The organism is Stenotrophomonas sp. 112478_Sma (assembly GCF_056479905.1).
This window is the reverse complement of record NZ_CM151072.1, coordinates 3,113,447-3,129,749: the sequence shown is the minus strand read 5'-3', so window position 1 is coordinate 3,129,749 and position 16,303 is coordinate 3,113,447. Positions and strand designations below refer to the sequence as shown.

The 16,303-nt window shown below is 68.4% G+C and carries 17 protein-coding genes; 8 read left to right on the top strand and 9 right to left on the bottom strand.

Annotation, left to right across the window (positions count from 1 at the left end):
- The first annotated feature begins 52 nt into the window (after positions 1 to 52).
- Complete coding sequence (locus tag ACZK08_RS14370) at positions 53 to 1,690, top strand: acyl-CoA dehydrogenase family protein (protein WP_065181814.1); 1,638 nt, start codon at positions 53 to 55, stop codon at positions 1,688 to 1,690.
- A gap of 59 nt (positions 1,691 to 1,749) precedes the next feature.
- Here the strand turns inward: ACZK08_RS14370 and ACZK08_RS14365 are convergent, their stop codons facing one another.
- The 3 genes from ACZK08_RS14365 to ACZK08_RS14355 form a co-directional block, all read right to left on the bottom strand.
- Positions 1,750 to 2,160, bottom strand: coding sequence for a hypothetical protein (locus ACZK08_RS14365; protein WP_053519548.1), 411 nt, complete (start codon positions 2,158 to 2,160; stop codon positions 1,750 to 1,752).
- Between the two features lie 146 nt (positions 2,161 to 2,306).
- Positions 2,307 to 2,648 carry a hypothetical protein gene (locus tag ACZK08_RS14360; RefSeq protein WP_053519549.1) on the bottom strand — a complete coding sequence of 114 codons (342 nt, stop codon included), beginning with the start codon at positions 2,646 to 2,648 and terminating at the stop codon, positions 2,307 to 2,309.
- A gap of 122 nt (positions 2,649 to 2,770) precedes the next feature.
- The gene (locus tag ACZK08_RS14355) at positions 2,771 to 3,946 is read right to left on the bottom strand and encodes a thiolase family protein (protein WP_053519550.1); all 1,176 of its coding nucleotides are present in this window, start codon (positions 3,944 to 3,946) and stop codon (positions 2,771 to 2,773) included.
- Positions 3,947 to 4,128: 182 nt separating this feature from the next.
- On the opposite strand from ACZK08_RS14355, the gene ACZK08_RS14350 reads away from it, so the two are divergent.
- Positions 4,129 to 6,957, top strand: a complete 2,829-nt coding sequence (locus tag ACZK08_RS14350; RefSeq protein WP_065181977.1) for an autotransporter serine protease — start codon at positions 4,129 to 4,131, stop codon at positions 6,955 to 6,957.
- 58 nt (positions 6,958 to 7,015) lie between these two features.
- Here ACZK08_RS14350 and ACZK08_RS14345 read toward each other — a convergent pair whose 3' ends face one another.
- Positions 7,016 to 8,113 (bottom strand): Glu/Leu/Phe/Val dehydrogenase dimerization domain-containing protein, encoded by a 1,098-nt coding sequence (locus tag ACZK08_RS14345; protein WP_053519551.1) that lies wholly within the window; start codon positions 8,111 to 8,113, stop codon positions 7,016 to 7,018.
- 280 nt (positions 8,114 to 8,393) lie between these two features.
- Between ACZK08_RS14345 and ACZK08_RS14340 the strand changes: the two genes are divergently transcribed.
- Entirely contained in the window at positions 8,394 to 9,476 is a 1,083-nt protein-coding gene (locus ACZK08_RS14340; protein WP_065181815.1) for an HDOD domain-containing protein, read from the top strand.
- Between the two features lie 3 nt (positions 9,477 to 9,479).
- On the opposite strand, the gene ACZK08_RS14335 is transcribed toward ACZK08_RS14340, so the two are convergent.
- Genes ACZK08_RS14335 through ACZK08_RS14325 form a run of 3 tightly spaced genes read right to left on the bottom strand, consistent with a single transcriptional unit; the run spans position 9,480 to position 12,338 of the window.
- Entirely contained in the window at positions 9,480 to 11,048 is a 1,569-nt protein-coding gene (locus tag ACZK08_RS14335; RefSeq protein ID WP_065181816.1) for a phospholipase D family protein, read from the bottom strand.
- Between the two features lie 42 nt (positions 11,049 to 11,090).
- Positions 11,091 to 11,789, bottom strand: coding sequence for an RNA pseudouridine synthase (locus tag ACZK08_RS14330; RefSeq protein ID WP_065181817.1), 699 nt, complete (start codon positions 11,787 to 11,789; stop codon positions 11,091 to 11,093).
- Between the two features lie 48 nt (positions 11,790 to 11,837).
- Positions 11,838 to 12,338 carry a M48 metallopeptidase family protein gene (locus ACZK08_RS14325; RefSeq protein WP_065181818.1) on the bottom strand — a complete coding sequence of 167 codons (501 nt, stop codon included), beginning with the start codon at positions 12,336 to 12,338 and terminating at the stop codon, positions 11,838 to 11,840.
- Between the two features lie 63 nt (positions 12,339 to 12,401).
- On the opposite strand from ACZK08_RS14325, the gene ACZK08_RS14320 reads away from it, so the two are divergent.
- Positions 12,402 to 12,959, top strand: coding sequence for a DUF2058 domain-containing protein (locus ACZK08_RS14320; RefSeq protein ID WP_053519556.1), 558 nt, complete (start codon positions 12,402 to 12,404; stop codon positions 12,957 to 12,959).
- A 125-nt stretch (positions 12,960 to 13,084) separates the two neighbouring features.
- Positions 13,085 to 13,351: a DksA/TraR family C4-type zinc finger protein gene (locus ACZK08_RS14315; RefSeq protein WP_053519557.1), complete on the top strand. Its 267-nt coding sequence runs from the start codon at positions 13,085 to 13,087 to the stop codon at positions 13,349 to 13,351.
- A 10-nt stretch (positions 13,352 to 13,361) separates the two neighbouring features.
- Here the strand turns inward: ACZK08_RS14315 and ACZK08_RS14310 are convergent, their stop codons facing one another.
- Together ACZK08_RS14310 and ACZK08_RS14305 are read right to left on the bottom strand one after the other, a co-directional pair.
- Complete coding sequence (locus ACZK08_RS14310) at positions 13,362 to 13,955, bottom strand: mechanosensitive ion channel family protein (RefSeq protein ID WP_080375333.1); 594 nt, start codon at positions 13,953 to 13,955, stop codon at positions 13,362 to 13,364.
- A 35-nt stretch (positions 13,956 to 13,990) separates the two neighbouring features.
- Positions 13,991 to 14,170 carry a hypothetical protein gene (locus tag ACZK08_RS14305; protein ID WP_053519558.1) on the bottom strand — a complete coding sequence of 60 codons (180 nt, stop codon included), beginning with the start codon at positions 14,168 to 14,170 and terminating at the stop codon, positions 13,991 to 13,993.
- Positions 14,171 to 14,294: 124 nt separating this feature from the next.
- Here ACZK08_RS14305 and ACZK08_RS14300 point away from each other — a divergent pair, with 124 nt between their 5' ends.
- From ACZK08_RS14300 to ACZK08_RS14290, 3 genes are read left to right on the top strand one after another with little or no spacing between them, the layout of a single operon-like run.
- On the top strand, positions 14,295 to 14,873 hold the full coding sequence (locus tag ACZK08_RS14300; protein WP_053519559.1) for an RNA polymerase sigma factor: 579 nt from the start codon (positions 14,295 to 14,297) through the stop codon (positions 14,871 to 14,873).
- Positions 14,870 to 15,403, top strand: a complete 534-nt coding sequence (locus ACZK08_RS14295) for a hypothetical protein (RefSeq protein ID WP_065181819.1) — start codon at positions 14,870 to 14,872, stop codon at positions 15,401 to 15,403. Before ACZK08_RS14300 ends, ACZK08_RS14295 begins: the two co-directional genes overlap by 4 nt.
- An 8-nt stretch (positions 15,404 to 15,411) precedes the next feature.
- Complete coding sequence (locus ACZK08_RS14290) at positions 15,412 to 16,293, top strand: DUF4097 family beta strand repeat-containing protein (RefSeq protein ID WP_053519561.1); 882 nt, start codon at positions 15,412 to 15,414, stop codon at positions 16,291 to 16,293.
- Positions 16,294 to 16,303: the final 10 nt, after the last annotated feature.

Sequence of the window (16,303 nt, the reverse complement as noted above, 5' to 3'; positions counted from 1 at the left end):
CGCAGCATGCGGCACAATCGGATCGCATACCTCTTGCCGCCGGATGGATCGCATGAGTGAACCGGGTTTCAGCAGCACTGCCCCCTTCGAGACCCATGTGGTGCTCAATCAGCCGCCATCGTTCGCCGGGCGCCAGCTGTGGACCGATGACGCAGCGTTGATGGAGGCGGTGCATCGCGAAGGCGCCGCAGCCTTCGTCCCGCGCCTGGCGCAGTACGGTGCGCTGGCCGGTGACGAGCTGTACCGGCTCGGATTCGATGCCAACCGCGACCGCCCGCGCCTGCGCACCCACGACGCGCAGGGGCATCGCATCGATACGGTGGAGTTCCATCCGGCCTACCACCAGCTGATGACCGCCGCGAAGGCGCATGGCGTGGCCGGCCTGTCCTGGCATGAGCCGCAGCCGGGTGCGCATGTTGCACGCGCGGCGCTGAGCTATCTGCACCACCAGGCCGAGGCCGGTACCAGTTGCCCGTTGACGATGACCCATGCGGCGGTAGCGGTGCTGCGGTCGCAGCCGAACCTGGCCGAATGGGCGCGCAAGGCCGCCGCACCGGTGTACGACCCGCGCGACGTACCGGTGGCCGACAAGGCCGGCATCACCTTGGGCATGGGCATGACCGAGAAGCAGGGGGGCTCGGATGTGCGCGCCAACACCACGCGAGCAGAGCCCATCGACGGCGAGCGCTATCGGCTGGTCGGCCACAAGTGGTTCTTCTCGGCACCCATGTGCGATGGCTTCCTCGTGCTGGCGCAGGCACCGGGCGGACTGACCTGTCTGCTGATGCCGCGCCGGCTTGCCGATGGCGACCGCAATGCATTCCGCCTGGTGCGGCTGAAGGACAAACTGGGCGATTGGGCCAACGCGTCCAGCGAGGTCGAGTTCTGCGGCGCGCAGGCGTGGCGGGTGGGCGAAGAGGGGCGTGGCGTGGCCACCATCATCGGCATGGTGATGATGACCCGCCTGGACTGCATGCTGGGTGCCGCAGCGGAAATGCGCATGGCGCTGGCGCAGGCGCTGCACCATGCCCGCTACCGCCGCACCTTCGGCCGGTTGCTGGTGGAGCATCCGTTGATGGCCAACGTGCTGGCCGACCTCGCACTGGAATCAGAAGCGGCGACGGTGCTGTCGATGCGCATCGCGCGTGCGGTGGAACGTGCGTCCTTCGATGCCGGCGAGGCGGCGCTGGCCAGGCTGGGCACGGCGCTGGGCAAATACTGGGTGTGCAAGCGGGCGGCGGCCTTCGTCAACGAGGCGCAGGAATGCCTGGGCGGCGCGGGCTATGTGGAGGAATCAATGCTGCCGCGCCTGTACCGGCAGGCGCCGCTGAACTCGATCTGGGAAGGCAGCGGCAACATCCAGTGCCTGGATGTGCTGCGGGCACTGGCCCGCGAACCGGAGACGCTGGCCGCACTGCAGGGCGAGCTGTCGGCGGTGGCTGATCGCGATGCGCGCTATGCCGCTGCGCTGCAGCGCTGGGTAACGGCCCCGGCACCGGAAGAGTCGCAGGCGCGGATGTTCTGCGAGCGCACCGCATTGCTGCTGCAGGCGGCACTGCTGCTGCGTGCACGCAGTCCGGTGGCGGATGCGTTCATCCGCAGCCGGCTCGGCGGTGAACATGGATGGGTGTTCGGCACCCTGCCGGCCGGGTTGGACCTGTCGGAAATCCTGGCGCGCGCGCTGCCGTAGCGTGGAATTCTGTAGAGCGCCGCAGCGTGGCTGCGGCGCTCTGCAGTACCGGACGCGGCTCAGTGCTTGGCTTCTTCCTTGGCCGCGTTCGCCTTCGCGTCATTTGCGACATCACGCGCCTTGTCGGCGACCTTCTGTGCGGCGTCCGCGGTCGCATCGCTGGCGTGTGCAGCGGCGTCGGTGGCGGCGACCTTGGCCTGGTCAGCAGCATTGGCGGTAGCGTCGGCCGCCTTGTCCAGCGCCTGCTGGGTATCGGCCGCCGCCTGCTCGGATGCAGCTGCCGTCTTGTCGGCGGCCTCGCGGGTAGCTGCGGCGGCCTGGTCGACTGCGTCACGGGCGGCGGCGCCTGCGCTGTCGGCAGCCTGCCGCGCATCCTGGCGGGCCTGTTCGGCTTCCGGGCCCTTGCAGGCGGCCAGGCCGATCAGCAGCGAAGCGGCCAGCAGGGACAGGGTCAGCGAGCGGATCTTCATGGCGGTCTCCGGTAGTGCACTGCGGCAATGGATGGGGACGCCAGCCTATTCACGCCCTTGTGAAGGCGGGGTCGCGGAACGCGATGCAAAGAAAAAGCCGCTGGCGAACCAGCGGCTTTTCCAGAACAGCGTGAAGAAAGAAGTTATTACTTCTTGGCTTCTTCAGCAGCGTCCTTGGCCTGCTCGGCGGTGCCTTCGGCAGCCTTGGCAGCGTCCTTGGCCTGTTCAGCAGCAGCGTCGGTAGCGGCGCCAGCAGCCTGGGCAGCGGCGTCAGCCGAAGCGTCAGCAGCGGTGGCGGCGGTGTCGGCGGCCTGCTGGGCAGCGTCGGCGGTCTGGGCGCCAGCAGCGGCGGCCTGATCGGCAGCAGCCTGGGCTTCGGTGGCGGCTTCGTTGGCCGAAGCAGCGGCGTCCTGGGCAGCTTCCTGCTTCGAGCAGGCGGCCAGGGCCAGAGCCAGGGACATCGCGACCAGCAGCTTGTTGATGCTCATTGTGTGAATCCTCGTCGTTAGATTAGGCAACGCGCAACTGCGCGCCGACAACATGATGACAAGCCACGTTTGGCTGTCAAGCGATCCCGCATTCATTTTTGCGAAATCGCAGTTAAACCTTTTTAAATCAATTCGATGGCAATTGCGGTCGCCTCGCCACCACCGATGCACAGGGTGGCAATGCCGCGCTTGCCACCGCGCGTGCGCAGGGCGTTGACCAGGGTCACCACCAGGCGTGCCCCGGATGCGCCGATCGGATGGCCCAATGCGCAGGCCCCACCATTCACGTTGAGCTTGTCGTGGGGAATGCCCAGTTCGCGCATCGGGGCCATCGCCACCACGGCGAAGGCTTCGTTGATTTCGAACAGATCCACCTGGTCCAGCGACCAGCCGGTCTTCTGCAGCAATGCGTGGATGGCGCCGATCGGTGCGGTGGTGAACCACTCCGGCTCCTGCGAATGCGTGGCGTGGCCGACGATGCGTGCCAGCGGGGTGATGCCGCGGGCCTTGGCGTCTTCCTCGGTCAGCAGCACCACGGCGGCGGCGCCGTCGGAAATGCTGGACGAGCTGGCAGCGGTCACGCTGCCGTCCTTCTTGAACGCCGGGCGCAGGGTCGGAATCTTGGCGATGTCCGAGCGGCCGGGCTGTTCATCGGTGTCGACCTCGACCTCACCCTTGCGGGTGGCCACCTTCACCGCGACGATCTCGTCGGCGAACGCACCGTTGGCCTGCGCCGCCTGCGCGCGCTTGACCGATTCGATGGCGTAGGCGTCCTGCTCCTCGCGGCTGAACTGGTACTTGTCCACGGCGCACTCGGCGAATTCACCCATGGCCTTGCCGTCGTAGGCGTTGACCAGGCCATCGTGGGCCATGTGGTCCACTGCCTGGAAGTTGCCGAAGCGGTTGCCGGTGCGCGAGTTGGGCAGCAGGTGCGGCGCGTTGGACATCGACTCCATGCCGCCGGCAACCACGACCTTGGCCGAACCGGCCTTGATCAGGTCATGCCCGAGCATGATGGTCTTCATGCCCGAGCCGCACACCTTGTTGAGGGTGCTGGCACCGACGGACAGCGGGATGCCGGCGGCGATCGCGGCCTGGCGGGCGGGCGCCTGGCCAAGGTTGGCCGGCAGCACGCAGCCCATCAGGACTTCGGAAACGTCGCTGGCCGGGACACCGGACTGCTCCAGCGCTGCGGCGATGGCGGCCGCGCCGAGGGTCGGGGTCGGCACACCGTTGAACTGGCCGAGGAAGGAGCCGATGGCGGTGCGTTTGGCGGCGGCGATGACGATGTTGGACATGGCAATCTCGTTGATGCGTAAGCAATGTTCGGAAAGGAGACCGGGGGCGTTGGATGCGCTCCGGTTTCCCGGCAGACTGCGTGGGGGTCGGCCCAAGTATAGAGGGTCGGGGATGGCTGCCGCTGGATGGCGCCGCATGCCCGCCGGGATGAAGGCGGGCCAACGTTCATGGGATGGAATCGATGGAACGCACGACGATGGCACGGTCGGTCCTGGCAGCGGCGCTGGCGATGGCGCTGACGGCGTGTGGGGGCGGAGGTGGCGGTGGCAACGTGCGCGTTGACCCGCCGCCCACCACGCCGCCGCCTGCACCGCCGCCGCCGACCACGCCGCCCCCGCCCAAACCGCTGGAGCCGGCCTTCGATGCGCACCTGTCGGTCACCCATGCGGGTGCCGCGCAGGCCACCGGTGCCACCGGCAGGGGCGTGCGCATCGGCATCGTCGATTCGGGCGTGCAGCGCGCGGCCGCCGCGCTGAACGGGCGGGTAGTGGCCAACCTCACCTACATCGACCCTGCCCGCAACAATCTGGGGGTGGACGATGTGGTCGGCCATGGCACTGCCGTCGCCAGCCTGGCGGCGGGCGCAGCGGTGGGGCGCTGGCCCGGCGGCATCGCGCCCGGTGCGCAGATCGTGTCGGCGCGGATCATCTCCGACAAGCCGCCGGCAGACGACGGCAGCGGCCAGGGCAATTCGTTCAGCGGCACCCTCGGTGTGGCCCAGGTGCACCGCGACCTGATCAGCTACAACGTCAAGGTGATGAACAATTCCTGGGGCGGGCTGTACTGGACCGACCTGCCCACCACCGCCCAGGTCGCCGGCGAGTACCGGCCTTTCGTCATCAATCACGGCGGGCTGGTGGTGTTCGCCGCGGGCAACGACGCGCGCAGCGAGCCCAGCAGCCTGGCGGCATTGCCGGGCCAGGCGGGCGTTGCAGGCTCGCGGCCGGCTGCGGATCTGGAGCGCGGCTGGCTGGTGGCCACGGCCGTCGATCCCTACGCGCCGGACACGCTGGCCGGTTACGCCAATGCCTGCGGCCAGGCGGCGCGCTACTGTCTGGCGGCGCCGGGCAGCGCGGTCTATCCGGATGACGCGGGCACCAGCTACTTCTGGAACTACGGCACGTCCTTCGCCGCACCTCTGGTGTCGGGCGCGGCCGCGCTGGTGTGGGAGCGGTATCCGTACTTCGACAACAACCTGGTACGGCAGACCCTGCTCGGCACGGCCAAGGACATCGGCGCCGCCGGCGTGGACCCGGTGTTCGGCTACGGCCTGCTCGACATCGGCAGGGCCATCAACGGGCCGGGACGTTTCGACTGGGGCAACGTGATTGCCAATGTCGACGCAGCATCCACCGGTTCGGTCTGGAGCAACGACATCGTCGGCAGTGGCGGCCTGGTCAAGCAGGGCGCCGGCGTGCTGGCGTTGACCGGCAACAGCAGCTACAGCGGTGCCACCCGCATCGAAGGCGGTGTGCTGTCGCTGCGCGACGGCGGCGTGATCCGTTCCAGCGTGAGCATCCTGCCGCAGGCCGATCCATCATCCAGCGGCCTGCAGTTCAATGGCGGCACGCCCCGCGTGGTCGGCAACGTGACCAACGGCAGCAGCGTGTTCCTGACCACTGCCAACACCACGGCGACCATCGAAGGCAACTACGTGCAGCAGGCCGGCGCACAGCTGATGATCGCGCTGGGGGCCAACGCGCTGCAGGTCACCGGCAGCGCCCGTCTGGACGGTGGCGTGCACGTCCACGGATTCGTCGATGGCTACGTGCCGCAGGACGGTACCCGGCAGGATCTGATCCATGCCGCAGCCGGCCTGACCGGCACCTTCAGCACCGCGGCCACATCCAGTGGCCTGCAGGGGCTGGCCCTGCTGCAGACCAGCTATGGCTATGACAGCAACAACGCATGGTTGAACCTGACCCGGATCAGTGTCACCGCCGCTGCGCGTGGGCTCGATGCCGGTGTGCAGACAACTGCGGCGCGGCTGGAAGGCGCGTTCGTCGAACTGGACGGCAACCACGCGTTGCAGGATTCGCCATTCGGTGGCGCAGCGGCCGGCCTGCAGCGCAGCACGGGCCTGGCGGCCACGCTGGAGAGCCTGTCCGGCAAGGCCCACACGCGTGCCGAGGCGGCGACCTTCGACAGCATCGACATGTCGCGACGCGCGGTGGCCGCCCGTTTCGATCGCGTGCAGGCTCTGCCTGCGCTGCGCGGTGCCTGGCAGAGCACGTTGGGTGAGGCAGGGCAGGGCAGTTTCGCCGGCAGCGCCACCGACAGCCGGGGCTGGATGGCCGGTCAGGACGTGCCGCTGGGCAGCCATGGCCTGCTGGGTATGGCGTTCGGTGAAACACGCAGCAACGGTGGCAGTGCCTTCAACGGTGACCGCGGGCAGGACCGCCAGGCGCAGGCGCAGCTGTATGCCGGCTGGAGCGTTGGGCACGGTTATGCATTGGCACAGTTCGGCACAGGGCGGTTCACCCGCGAACTGGACCGGCAGCTGCTGCTGGGTGCAGGTGCCTACGGCGTTTCCGCGCGCTACGGCGGTCGATTCAGCAGCGCCAGTGTCGAAAGCGGCTATCGCTTCGGCACCGTCGGCGCGTCGTTGACACCGTATGTCGGTGCCAGTGCCACGCGGGTGGATACCGCGGCGTTCAACGAGCGCGGCGGCTTTGGTTTCGGCCTGCGTGGTGAAGCCAATCGTGCGCAGCGCAGTCAACTGCTGGCGGGGCTGCGCGGCGAGCGCGGCTGGGGACGCTGGACGCTGCGCGGGCACGCCGAATGGCAGCAGCGCCTTCAGGGCGGCGCCGGGGAGTGGCAGGCCAGCTTCGTCGGTGTCGACGCGTGGGCACCGCTGCCAGGTGCCGACTCACCGCGTGGCAGCGCCCTGCTCGGGCTTGCGCTGGAGTCGTGGTGGGGGCGGAGTGGCCGTCTGAGCCTGGGCATCGATCAGCGTGTCGGCGGTGATGACGCACGGCAAGCGGCGCTGCGTTACAGCGCCGGGTTCTGATCCATCATGGGGTTGCCGGCGCCCGGAGGGGCGCCGTGCCGAGGCCCGGCAGGGGCGGTCAACCGCCGCGCAGATTGCCCAGGCGCGGGGTGCTGCGGCCCAGCGGCATCTTCAGCTTGCCGATCGACAGGATGCGGCTCTCGGCGATTCGGTCGGCCGCACGTTGCGGCGCGATGTTCTCGCGCTGCGACAGTTCAAAGATGCGTGTCAGGTTGTGGTAGATGCTGCGGATCAGGCGCATCGCGCGCTCGCGGTTGTAGCCATCGATCTCCAGCGACACGTTCATCACGCCACCGGCATTGACCGCGTAATCGGGTGCGTACAGGATGCCGCGCGCGTGCAGTTCATCGCCGATTTCCAGGCTGGACAGCTGGTTGTTGGCGGTGCCACAGATGATCTTGGCCTTGATCCGCGGCAGGGTGTCGGCATTGATCGAGCCTTCCAGCGCGCACGGCGCGAAGACGTCGGCATTCACTTCGTGGATCTCGTCCGGCTTCACTGCTTCGGCGCCGAAATCGCTGACTGCGCGATCGACCAAGGCCGCGTCCAGGTCGGTGACATACAGCTTCGCGCCGCGGTCGCGCAGCAGCTTGACCAGTTCCATGCCGATGTGGCCCAGGCCCTGCACCGCGATGCTGGTCTTGCCCACTTCCTCGTGGCCGAACTTGAAACGCATCGACGCCATCAACGCCTGCAGCGCGCCGTAGGCAGTGAACGGTGCGGGATCTCCGGAGCCGCCATGCACCTGGTGGACGCCGGTCACGAACTGGCTTTCCAGGTAGATGTTCTCCATGTCGTTGACGTCGGTACCGACGTCTTCGGCGGTGATGTAGCGGCCACCCAGCGAATCGACATAGCGACCGAAGGCGCGGAACAGGACTTCGGTCTTGTCCGCTTTCGGATCGCCGATGATCACCGCCTTGCCGCCACCGACATTGAGGCCGGCCAGCGCATTCTTGTAGGTCATCGTCCGGCTCAGCCGCAGCACGTCGGCCAGCGCTTCGTCGGTGCTGGCATAGGGACGCATGCGCACGCCGCCCAGGGCCGGGCCCAGGGTGGTGTTGTGGATGGCGATGATCGCCTTCAGGCCGGCGTCATGGCTGTGGCAGAACACCACCTGTTCGTGGCCGGTGGTGGCGAGGGTTTCGAATAGCATGGCGTCTCCGATGGTGCGAACGGCGGCGAACTGCAGCGAACGACCAGTGAACGGTAGGGTCCCAAAACAAAAAAAGCGACGTCGTCGGTGCAGGGGGACGGGTCGCGCGGCGCCATTCTAGTCCATTCCCCGAGTGTCTGCCGTCGACGTCGATGGGCACTGCGGGTTAAAGAAGATGAAAGCGCGGCCGATGCTGCGTCGATGGCCAGTGGCCGGATCGTGTGAAGAGACAGAGACGGGCCATGGCGAGCGCAGTACGACATCGACAGGATCACGGCCGGTGACGCTGGCCTGGGCACGCAGGGTACGCGGCTGGCTTGCGTCGCTGACCGGCGCGGCGCCGTCGCGTCTGTCGGCGGGGCCGCGTCAGGCGGTGGCCGCTGCGGCTGCCCGCCTGCAGGGAGACCCAGTGCCCCCGGGAGAGATCGCCGCGCAGCTGCAGCGTGGCCTGCACGCGCTGGCGCTGTACCCGCGACTGGCGGGCGAGCCCGGCCCTGTCGATGCCGCCAGCGCCGGACTGGCACAGGCGGTCGCGGACGCGCTGCAGGATCGCGACTGGGCGACGCGGCAGCTGCCGCGCCGGCCGCAGCTGCTGCCGCAGCTGATCCAGACCGTCAACGATGATGCCGCCTCGGCACGGGTGATGGCGGCGATCATCGGCCAGGATCCGGTACTCACGGGCAACCTGCTGCGTATCGCCAACAGTCCCGCGTACAAGGTGCACGAACGCCCGGTCGAGAGCCTGCAGCGGGCGGTGACCCTGGTCGGCACGGAAGGCGTGCGGCAGATCATCAGTGCGGTGCTGGTGCAGCCGGTGATGCAGGTTCAGTGCGAGCGGTTCCCGCAGTTCAGCACGATCACCTGGGAGCACGCCCTGCTGGCATCGCGTGCTGCTGCCGACCACGCACGCAGCGTGAACTCCGGCGATGCCTTCGCTGCGCAGTGGCTGGGCCTGGTGCAGGGACTCGGTGCGGCGCTGGTGATGCGCCAGCTGCTGCAGGAAGCCCAGGCGCGCGGCGAGGACGTGCAGCCGGCCCTGGCCCTGCAGCTGCTGCAGCAGTGGTCGTTGCCGCTGGCACAGCGGGTGGCCGCCGCCTGGGAGCTGCCCGATCCGGTACACCAGACCCTGGCGGCCGACGCCTCGGGCCCTCTGTCCGACAGCCTGCGGCTGGGCAGCGCAGCGGCGGCGGCGAGCCTGCTGTGCCGGCATGGCCACGCCACCCAGGGCCGCATGCTGGCCCTGCTGGAGCAGCTGCCGTCGGCTCCGCCCCATGCGCTTCGCTGGATCTGGCGGCGCCTGCATGGTCGCAGCGTGGAAACACTGGACGACGCCCCGCATGAAGGCGAGGCCAGGGCACACTGAGCGCTACAGCTGCGATTCCACCGGCAGCCAGCTGATGATCCGCGACAGCCAGCGCTGGCGCCGCGTAGCACCTGGCTCGTCCTCCACCCAGCGCGGCGGAGGCTCACGCTCCAGCCAGCGCAGCCGATCGCGGTTGTCCACTGCCAGCCACCAGCTGTGCCTGGCGTCGGCCAGGCGCAGGTACTCGTCGCGCAGCTGCGCGCCCAGCACGGGGTCGTCGAACAGCACCCCCATTTCGGTGTTGAGATAGGCCGAGCGCGGGTCGAGGTTGAAGGAACCGACAAAGCCACGGCGGTCGTCCACCAGGAAGGCCTTGGTGTGCAGGCTGGCCCCGCTGCTGCCGAACAGGCCTGCATCGCCCGCCTGGCCCTGTGCCTTCAGCTCATACAGGTGCACGCCGGCGTTCAGCAGGGGCACGCGGTAGCCCATGTAGCCGCCGTGCACGGCCGCAACGTCGTTGGCGGCAAGGGAGTTGGTCACTATGCCCAGGTGCACGCCGCGCGACGCCATTGCCGAGAGCCCGTCCAGGCCCTCGTTGCCCGGCACGAAGTAGGGCGAAATCAACAAGGCCTTGCTGCGCGCGGACTCCAGTTCACCGATCAGCCCGGTAACGAGCCAGCTGCCGCGGTCGTCGTTGCGGTGTTTCATCGGCGGATCCGAGACGATGCGCACGGTGCTGCTCCAGTGCAGCGGCTCGGGGCTGGGACGCTGCCGATGGCGTGATTCGGCCACGCGCGCAAGATAGGGCCGGGCAGCATCGCGCTGCGCTTCATGGTCGGACTCACGCACCAGAAGGCGAAGCTGCGCGTCGGTATGGAAGGCCAGCGCGGAGACCGGAATCGCCGCCGGGCTGTTCCAGTAGTCGTCGAATATCCGGTTCGCCTGTGCAACGGCAGGGCCGGCGACCAGCAGGTCCAGGTCCTGGAAGTTCACATCCGTGCGCGCGCTGAAATACTCCTCGCCGATGTTGCGGCCACCGACGATGGCGACACGGCCATCGGCGATCCAGCTCTTGTTGTGCATGCGGTGGTTCACGCTGAAGAAGCGCTGCACCATCTCCACCATGCGCAGGATGCCGCTGCGGTTGCGGAACGGATTGTAGAGCCGGATCTCGATGTTCGGATGCCGGTCCAGCGCCATCATCAGCGCGTCCTTGTCCTTGGCATTCATGTCGTCGAGCAGGATGCGCACGCGCACCCCGCGCTCGGCGGCGTCATGCAGCGCTCTGGCCATCAGGTGACCGATCAGGTCGTCGTGCCAGATGTAGTACTGCAGGTCCAGACTGCGCCCGGCCTGCGCGGTGATCATCGCGCGCGCCGCGAATGCATCCATGCCATCGCCGAGGAAGGCCACGCCGGATTGCCCGGGGTGCGCCTCCTGCAGCGGCACGACCTGCTGGTCGATGCGGGTCTGCGCCGGTTGCAGCGGCAGTACGTGCGACGGCTCACCGTGCGCCTGTGGCGTCAGGTGGTCGGCCAGCAGCAGTCCGGACAGGACCAGCAGCAGAAGGATGGCGAAGATGATCGCAACGACGCGCAACAGGCGTCGCCACACAGGCGCAGGCGGGCTCATGGCCCCATGCTAGTGGATCGGCGTGCCGCGCGGCGGCGGGCGTCAGAACCGTTCGTCGCTGCCCACGTAGCGCCACTGTCCCGGCGGCAGCGGGCCCAGTGCCACCCGGCCGATGCGCAGGCGGCGCAGGGCGGTGACCTGCAGGCCGGCGGCAGCCACCGCGGTCTTCAGGCCCTTGGCCGTCAGCCCCTTGCCGGCGAAGCGCAGCCGCTGCTCGCTCTGCCAGCTCACCTTGGCCCCGCCCGACTCCTGCTGCAGCCGGGCCAGCAGCCAGGGGCCCCGTTCCGGCCCGCCTTCTGCCACTTCGACCAGATACTCCTGTTCGGTGCGGCCGAGATTGCGCTGCAGGTGGGCCAGCGTGGCCGGGTCCTGGCTGACCACGACCAGGCCGCTGTCTGCCGCGGGCAGGGACGCAGCCAGCTGCAACCCGTGGAAATGGCGCTGCAGTGGCCGGATGCCGCTGGCGTCCAGAGCGCTGTGGCTGTTGCTGCTGACCAGCGCACACAGGGTTTCGGCGGCAGCACCAGCCGGCTTGTGCAGCAGCATGCCCACGCGCTCGGCCTTGCTGTCATTGGCCTGTTCATCGACCACGATCACCGCCGTGTCATCGACCGGGCGCTGTGGCTGTTCGACCACCTCGCCATCGACCGTGACCCAGCCACCTTCAATGTAGCGCCGCGCTTCGCCGCGCGGGATGCCGAGCAGGGCGGACAAGCGTTTGTCGAGGCGTATCGGTTCCATGGGCGGGCAGGTCGGGCGGGGGCCGCGCAGTGTAGCCCCTGCGCGCGGTCAGCGCTGGCTGCGGTTGGCCAGCTCGGTCAGGTACAGGCGGGTGTCGAATTCCAGCTGCAGGTAATCGGGCTCCATGTGCTGGCAGAGCTGGTAGAAGGCCTTGTTGTGGTCGGCTTCCTTCAGGTGCGCCAGCTCGTGCACCACGATCATGCGCAGGAAGGCGGCCGGCGCCTGCCGGAACACCGTGGCGATGCGGATCTCACGGCTGGCCTTGAGGCGGCTGCCATGCACGCGGGAAATGGCGGTATGCGTGCCCAATGCATGCTTGATCACTTCCAGCGTGCTGTCGTAGCAGACCTTGTTGAGCGGTACCGACTTGCGCAGGTAGCGGTCTTTCAGCTCCTGGGTGTAGTCGTAGAGCTGGCGGTCGCTGCGCACCTCATGGGGCTCGGGATAGCGCTGCTGCAGCCACGGGCCGAGCCGGCCCTGCGCCAGCAGTTCGCTGACCTGGGCGACCAGGGGTTCGGGATAACCGGTGAGGTACTTCAGGACTGCCATGCAGGGGCGGCGGGGCGTCGGTAGAATGGGGGCATCCAAGATTACACGCGGTACGCACCGACCATGGCAAAGCCCAACGCGCTGCAGGAACAATTGCTCAAGGCCGGCCTGGCCAAGAAGTCGCAGGCCAGCGCCGCCGCACGCGAACAGGCCAAGGCGCGCCAGGGCAAGGCTGAATCGACGTCGGCCGAGGTCCAGCGTGAGGCTGAACGCGCCCGCGCCGAGAAGATCGAGCGTGATCGTGCCCTGGCCGCCGAGCGCAACGCACAGGCCAGGCTGGCCGAGCAGAAGGCGCAGGCAAAGCAGATCATCGCTGCCCATGCCGTGCCGCATAAGGGCGAGGACGAGTATCGCTTCAGCGATGGCAGCACGATCCGTACCCTGCTGATCGACCCCAAGCTGCGCAAGGCGCTGTCGGTGGGCGTGCTGGTCATAGTCGCCCAGGGCGAGGGTTACGCGTTGCTGCCCCGTGCTGCGGCGGAAAAGGTGCGCGAGCGTGCGCCGGAAGCCATCGTGGTCGACCACGGGCAGCCGGGCTCGACGGAGGAGATCTCCACCGGCAACGCCGAAGATGATGCCTATTACGCGCAGTTCCAGATTCCTGACGATCTGGTCTGGTAAGCCGCTGCCGCAGGCGTCCCCACGGGCAGACAGGTAGCTGAAGCACGGGCCGGGCGGGGCACTGCCCGGCCTTTTCCGTGGGTGTATCGTCCCCATATCAGGCCACACACCTGCGGAGGACGGACATGGCTACCGGTTGGGCGGGAGATGGCGCGGTCCAGGACCAGATCGACGCGACGGTAGACGATGCGATTGCCCGCGCGCGGCGCCAGCTGCGCCAGGGCCCGGGTCTGGAGCACTGCGAGGAATGCGACGCACCGATTCCGTTGGCGCGGCGCAACGCCGTGCCCGGCGTACGGCTGTGCGTGGCCTGCCAGCAGGCGCACGATGAGGAAGAGCAGGCGCACAGCAGCTACAACCGTCGCGGCAGCAAAGACAGCCAGCTGCGTTGATGTGGGCGGCTCAGCCGTCGCCCTGGATGCCGCCCGGCGCCTGTGCCGGATCGCGCCAGCGGCGTACGGTGCGCTGGAAGAACAGGTTGTTCGGCAGCTGCAGCACCGTGCCTTCGTGGCCTTCGCCGGTCTCCTGCAACGTGGTGTAGATCAGGTTCACATCGATCACCCGGCCCTTCAGTCCAGGCTTCTCGCCGTTCTCCAGCACCTCGATGTAGTCATGCAGGCGGAACGGGCGGGTAGTGAAGATCAGCAGCGTGCAGAAGATGTTGGAGAGCACGCTCCAGGCCGCGAAGAAGGCCACCGCACCGACGGCTGCAAAGCCCGTGAATGCCGTCCACAGCACTGCCGGTGAGGCCCCCAGCAGGCTCAGGATGTACAGCAGTGCACTGAAATAGACCACGAAACTGGTGATGCGGCGCGCGCCCATCACCATTTCCGGCGGCAGGGTGTAGTGGTCGGCGAATCGGCGGATCAGGCGGCGCGCCAGCAGCCGCAGCAGCCAGGCGGCCAGCAGGACGAGCGCGATCTGCAGGGCGATGCCCATGTTGTGCAGCCAGGGATGGGTCCAGGCCGGCAGGTGATCCTTCAGCGACAACATCATGGGGCGACAGCAGGTAGCGGTGGTGGTCGCCGATGTTACCCGGCACGTGCCGGCGATTCGACCATCGGCCTCCACGCCAGGCACACCAGCTCCTGGCGCTGCTGCTGCAGGCAGGCCCGGCCGCGCTCGGGGTGGAGCTGCAGCGACAGGCCAAGCACCTGCAGCGCGACGCAGGCAGCGACGGCCAGCAGGGCGGCACACGATGGGCTGGACATGGCGGGCTCCCGGACGGTATTTCACGAAGGACCCTCCATGGATGCAGCGGCCGCCGAAAAGGTTGCATCGTGCCTGGCAGGAATCGGATCTAAACCTTCTGCGGGACTGGCGCATCCAAGGACTATGCTCGACACCACCATGCCCGCACCGCCTGCTGCCTCCGACTCCGTTGACGAACCTGCCCTGGTACGGGCGGCAGCCGGTGGCGATACAGCGGCCTACGAACTGCTGTATCGACGCCATGCGCCACGGGTGTTCGCCGTGCTGTGGAGGCTGTGTGGCGGCCAGCAGGCACGTGCGGAGGATGCGCTGCAGGAAGCGTTCCTGCAGGCGTGGAAGGCACTGCCCGGGTTCCGCTTCGAAAGCAGCCTGTCGACCTGGCTGCATCGTCTCGGGGTCAATGCCGCGCTGATGGAACTGCGCGGCCGGGCGGGAGGACACGATCACGACAGCCTGGATGACGTGGACGGTGGTGTACCGGAGCTGGCCGTGCATGACCGCTGCGCCGGCACGGAGCGCGACCTGGAACGTGCGCTGGCGACGCTGCCCCCGCGGGCGCGGGCGGTGCTGGTGCTGCACGACATCGAAGGCTGGAAACACCAGGAAATCGCCGAGCAGCTGCAGATGGCTGTCGGCAGTTCCAAGGCACAGTTGCATCGTGCGCGTGGCTTGCTGCGTGCACGGCTGGGAGACATGACATGACGATGAACGACCCCGACTACGACCACGACCTGCTCGCGCGCCTGCGCGCCTTGCCCCGCGAGCGCAGCGTTCCGGAGGACGGCTGGGCGCGGCTGTCGGCCAGCCTGCCACCGCGCGGGTCCGCCCCCGGACCGCTCCCGGCAGCAGGCACGGTGGTGGCGATGACGCCGCGTCCGCGACGGCGCTGGTGGCTGCCGGTGGGCGCGGCGCTGGCCGCCAGCCTGGCGGTCTACGCGGTGGCACCGTGGTGGCAGCCGCCGCAGGCCACGCCGGCGCCTTCCGGGCTGCAGCTGCAGGCCGCAGCGATGACCGAGCAGTACCAGCAGGCGGTGGCCTCCCTGCCGCAGGGTGGGGCAGCGGAGTGGCAACCGGCCCTGCACGAACTCGACCGCAGCGCGGAGCAGATCCGCGCGGCGATGGCGCAGGATCCACGTGCGCCGCACCTGCTTGGACAGCTCAAGCGCACCTATGCGCTGCGGCTGGAACTGACCCGGCAGGCGGCGCAGGCCGCCGCCGGACTGACAACCTGAGGAGACCCATGATGCGACCCCTTCTTTTCTGCTGCGCCGCGCTGCTGCTGGTACCGGCTGTGGCACTGGCCGACACGCGCGTCGACGAACGCCATGCACTCGCCACCGGTGGCCGGATTGAACTGAGCAACGTGGCCGGCAAGGTCACCGTGCGCGGCTGGGACCGCAACGAGGTCCAGCTCACCGGCAGCCTCAGCGACGGCCTGCAGCTGCGTCAGGAGAAGAGTGCCAACCGCGTGCGGTGGGAGGTGGAATATCCACGCCGCAGCAACAATGGCGGGGCCACCCTGGTGTTGAACGTGCCGCGCTCGGCGGAACTGCTGCTCAGCACCGTCAGTGCGAGCCAGGACATCAGTGGCATCGATGTGCGTCGGCTGCAGGCCGATACGGTCAGCGGCAGCCTGTCCGCGGCAGGCCGCAGCGGCGACACCAAGCTCAACACGGTCAGCGGCAGCGTCACTGCCCGCCTGCAGACGCCGCGGCTGGACGTGAACACCGTCAGCGGCCGCATTGACGCGGGGGGAGGCGTGTCCGGCGACATCGGTGCGCAGACCGTGTCCGGACGCGTGGATGTCGATGCGGGGCGCATCCAGCGCCTGGCGGTGGAGACGGTGTCAGGCAGCATCGAACTGGCCGCTGCCGGTCTGGCGCCGGGGGGCCGCATCAACGTCGAATCGGTGAGCGCATCGGTCAATCTGCGGTTGCCGCGGACCGTATCGGCGCAGCTGTCGGTGAACAGCTTCAGCGGCTCGATCAACAGTGATGCCGGCACGGTGGAGCGGCCGCGTTATGGGCCGGGCAGCAATCTCGACACGCGGCTGGGGGGCGGTGACGGCGATATCCGCATCCAGTCGCATTCGGGCAGCGTGCGGGTCCGACTGGACCGCTGAGCATCGACCG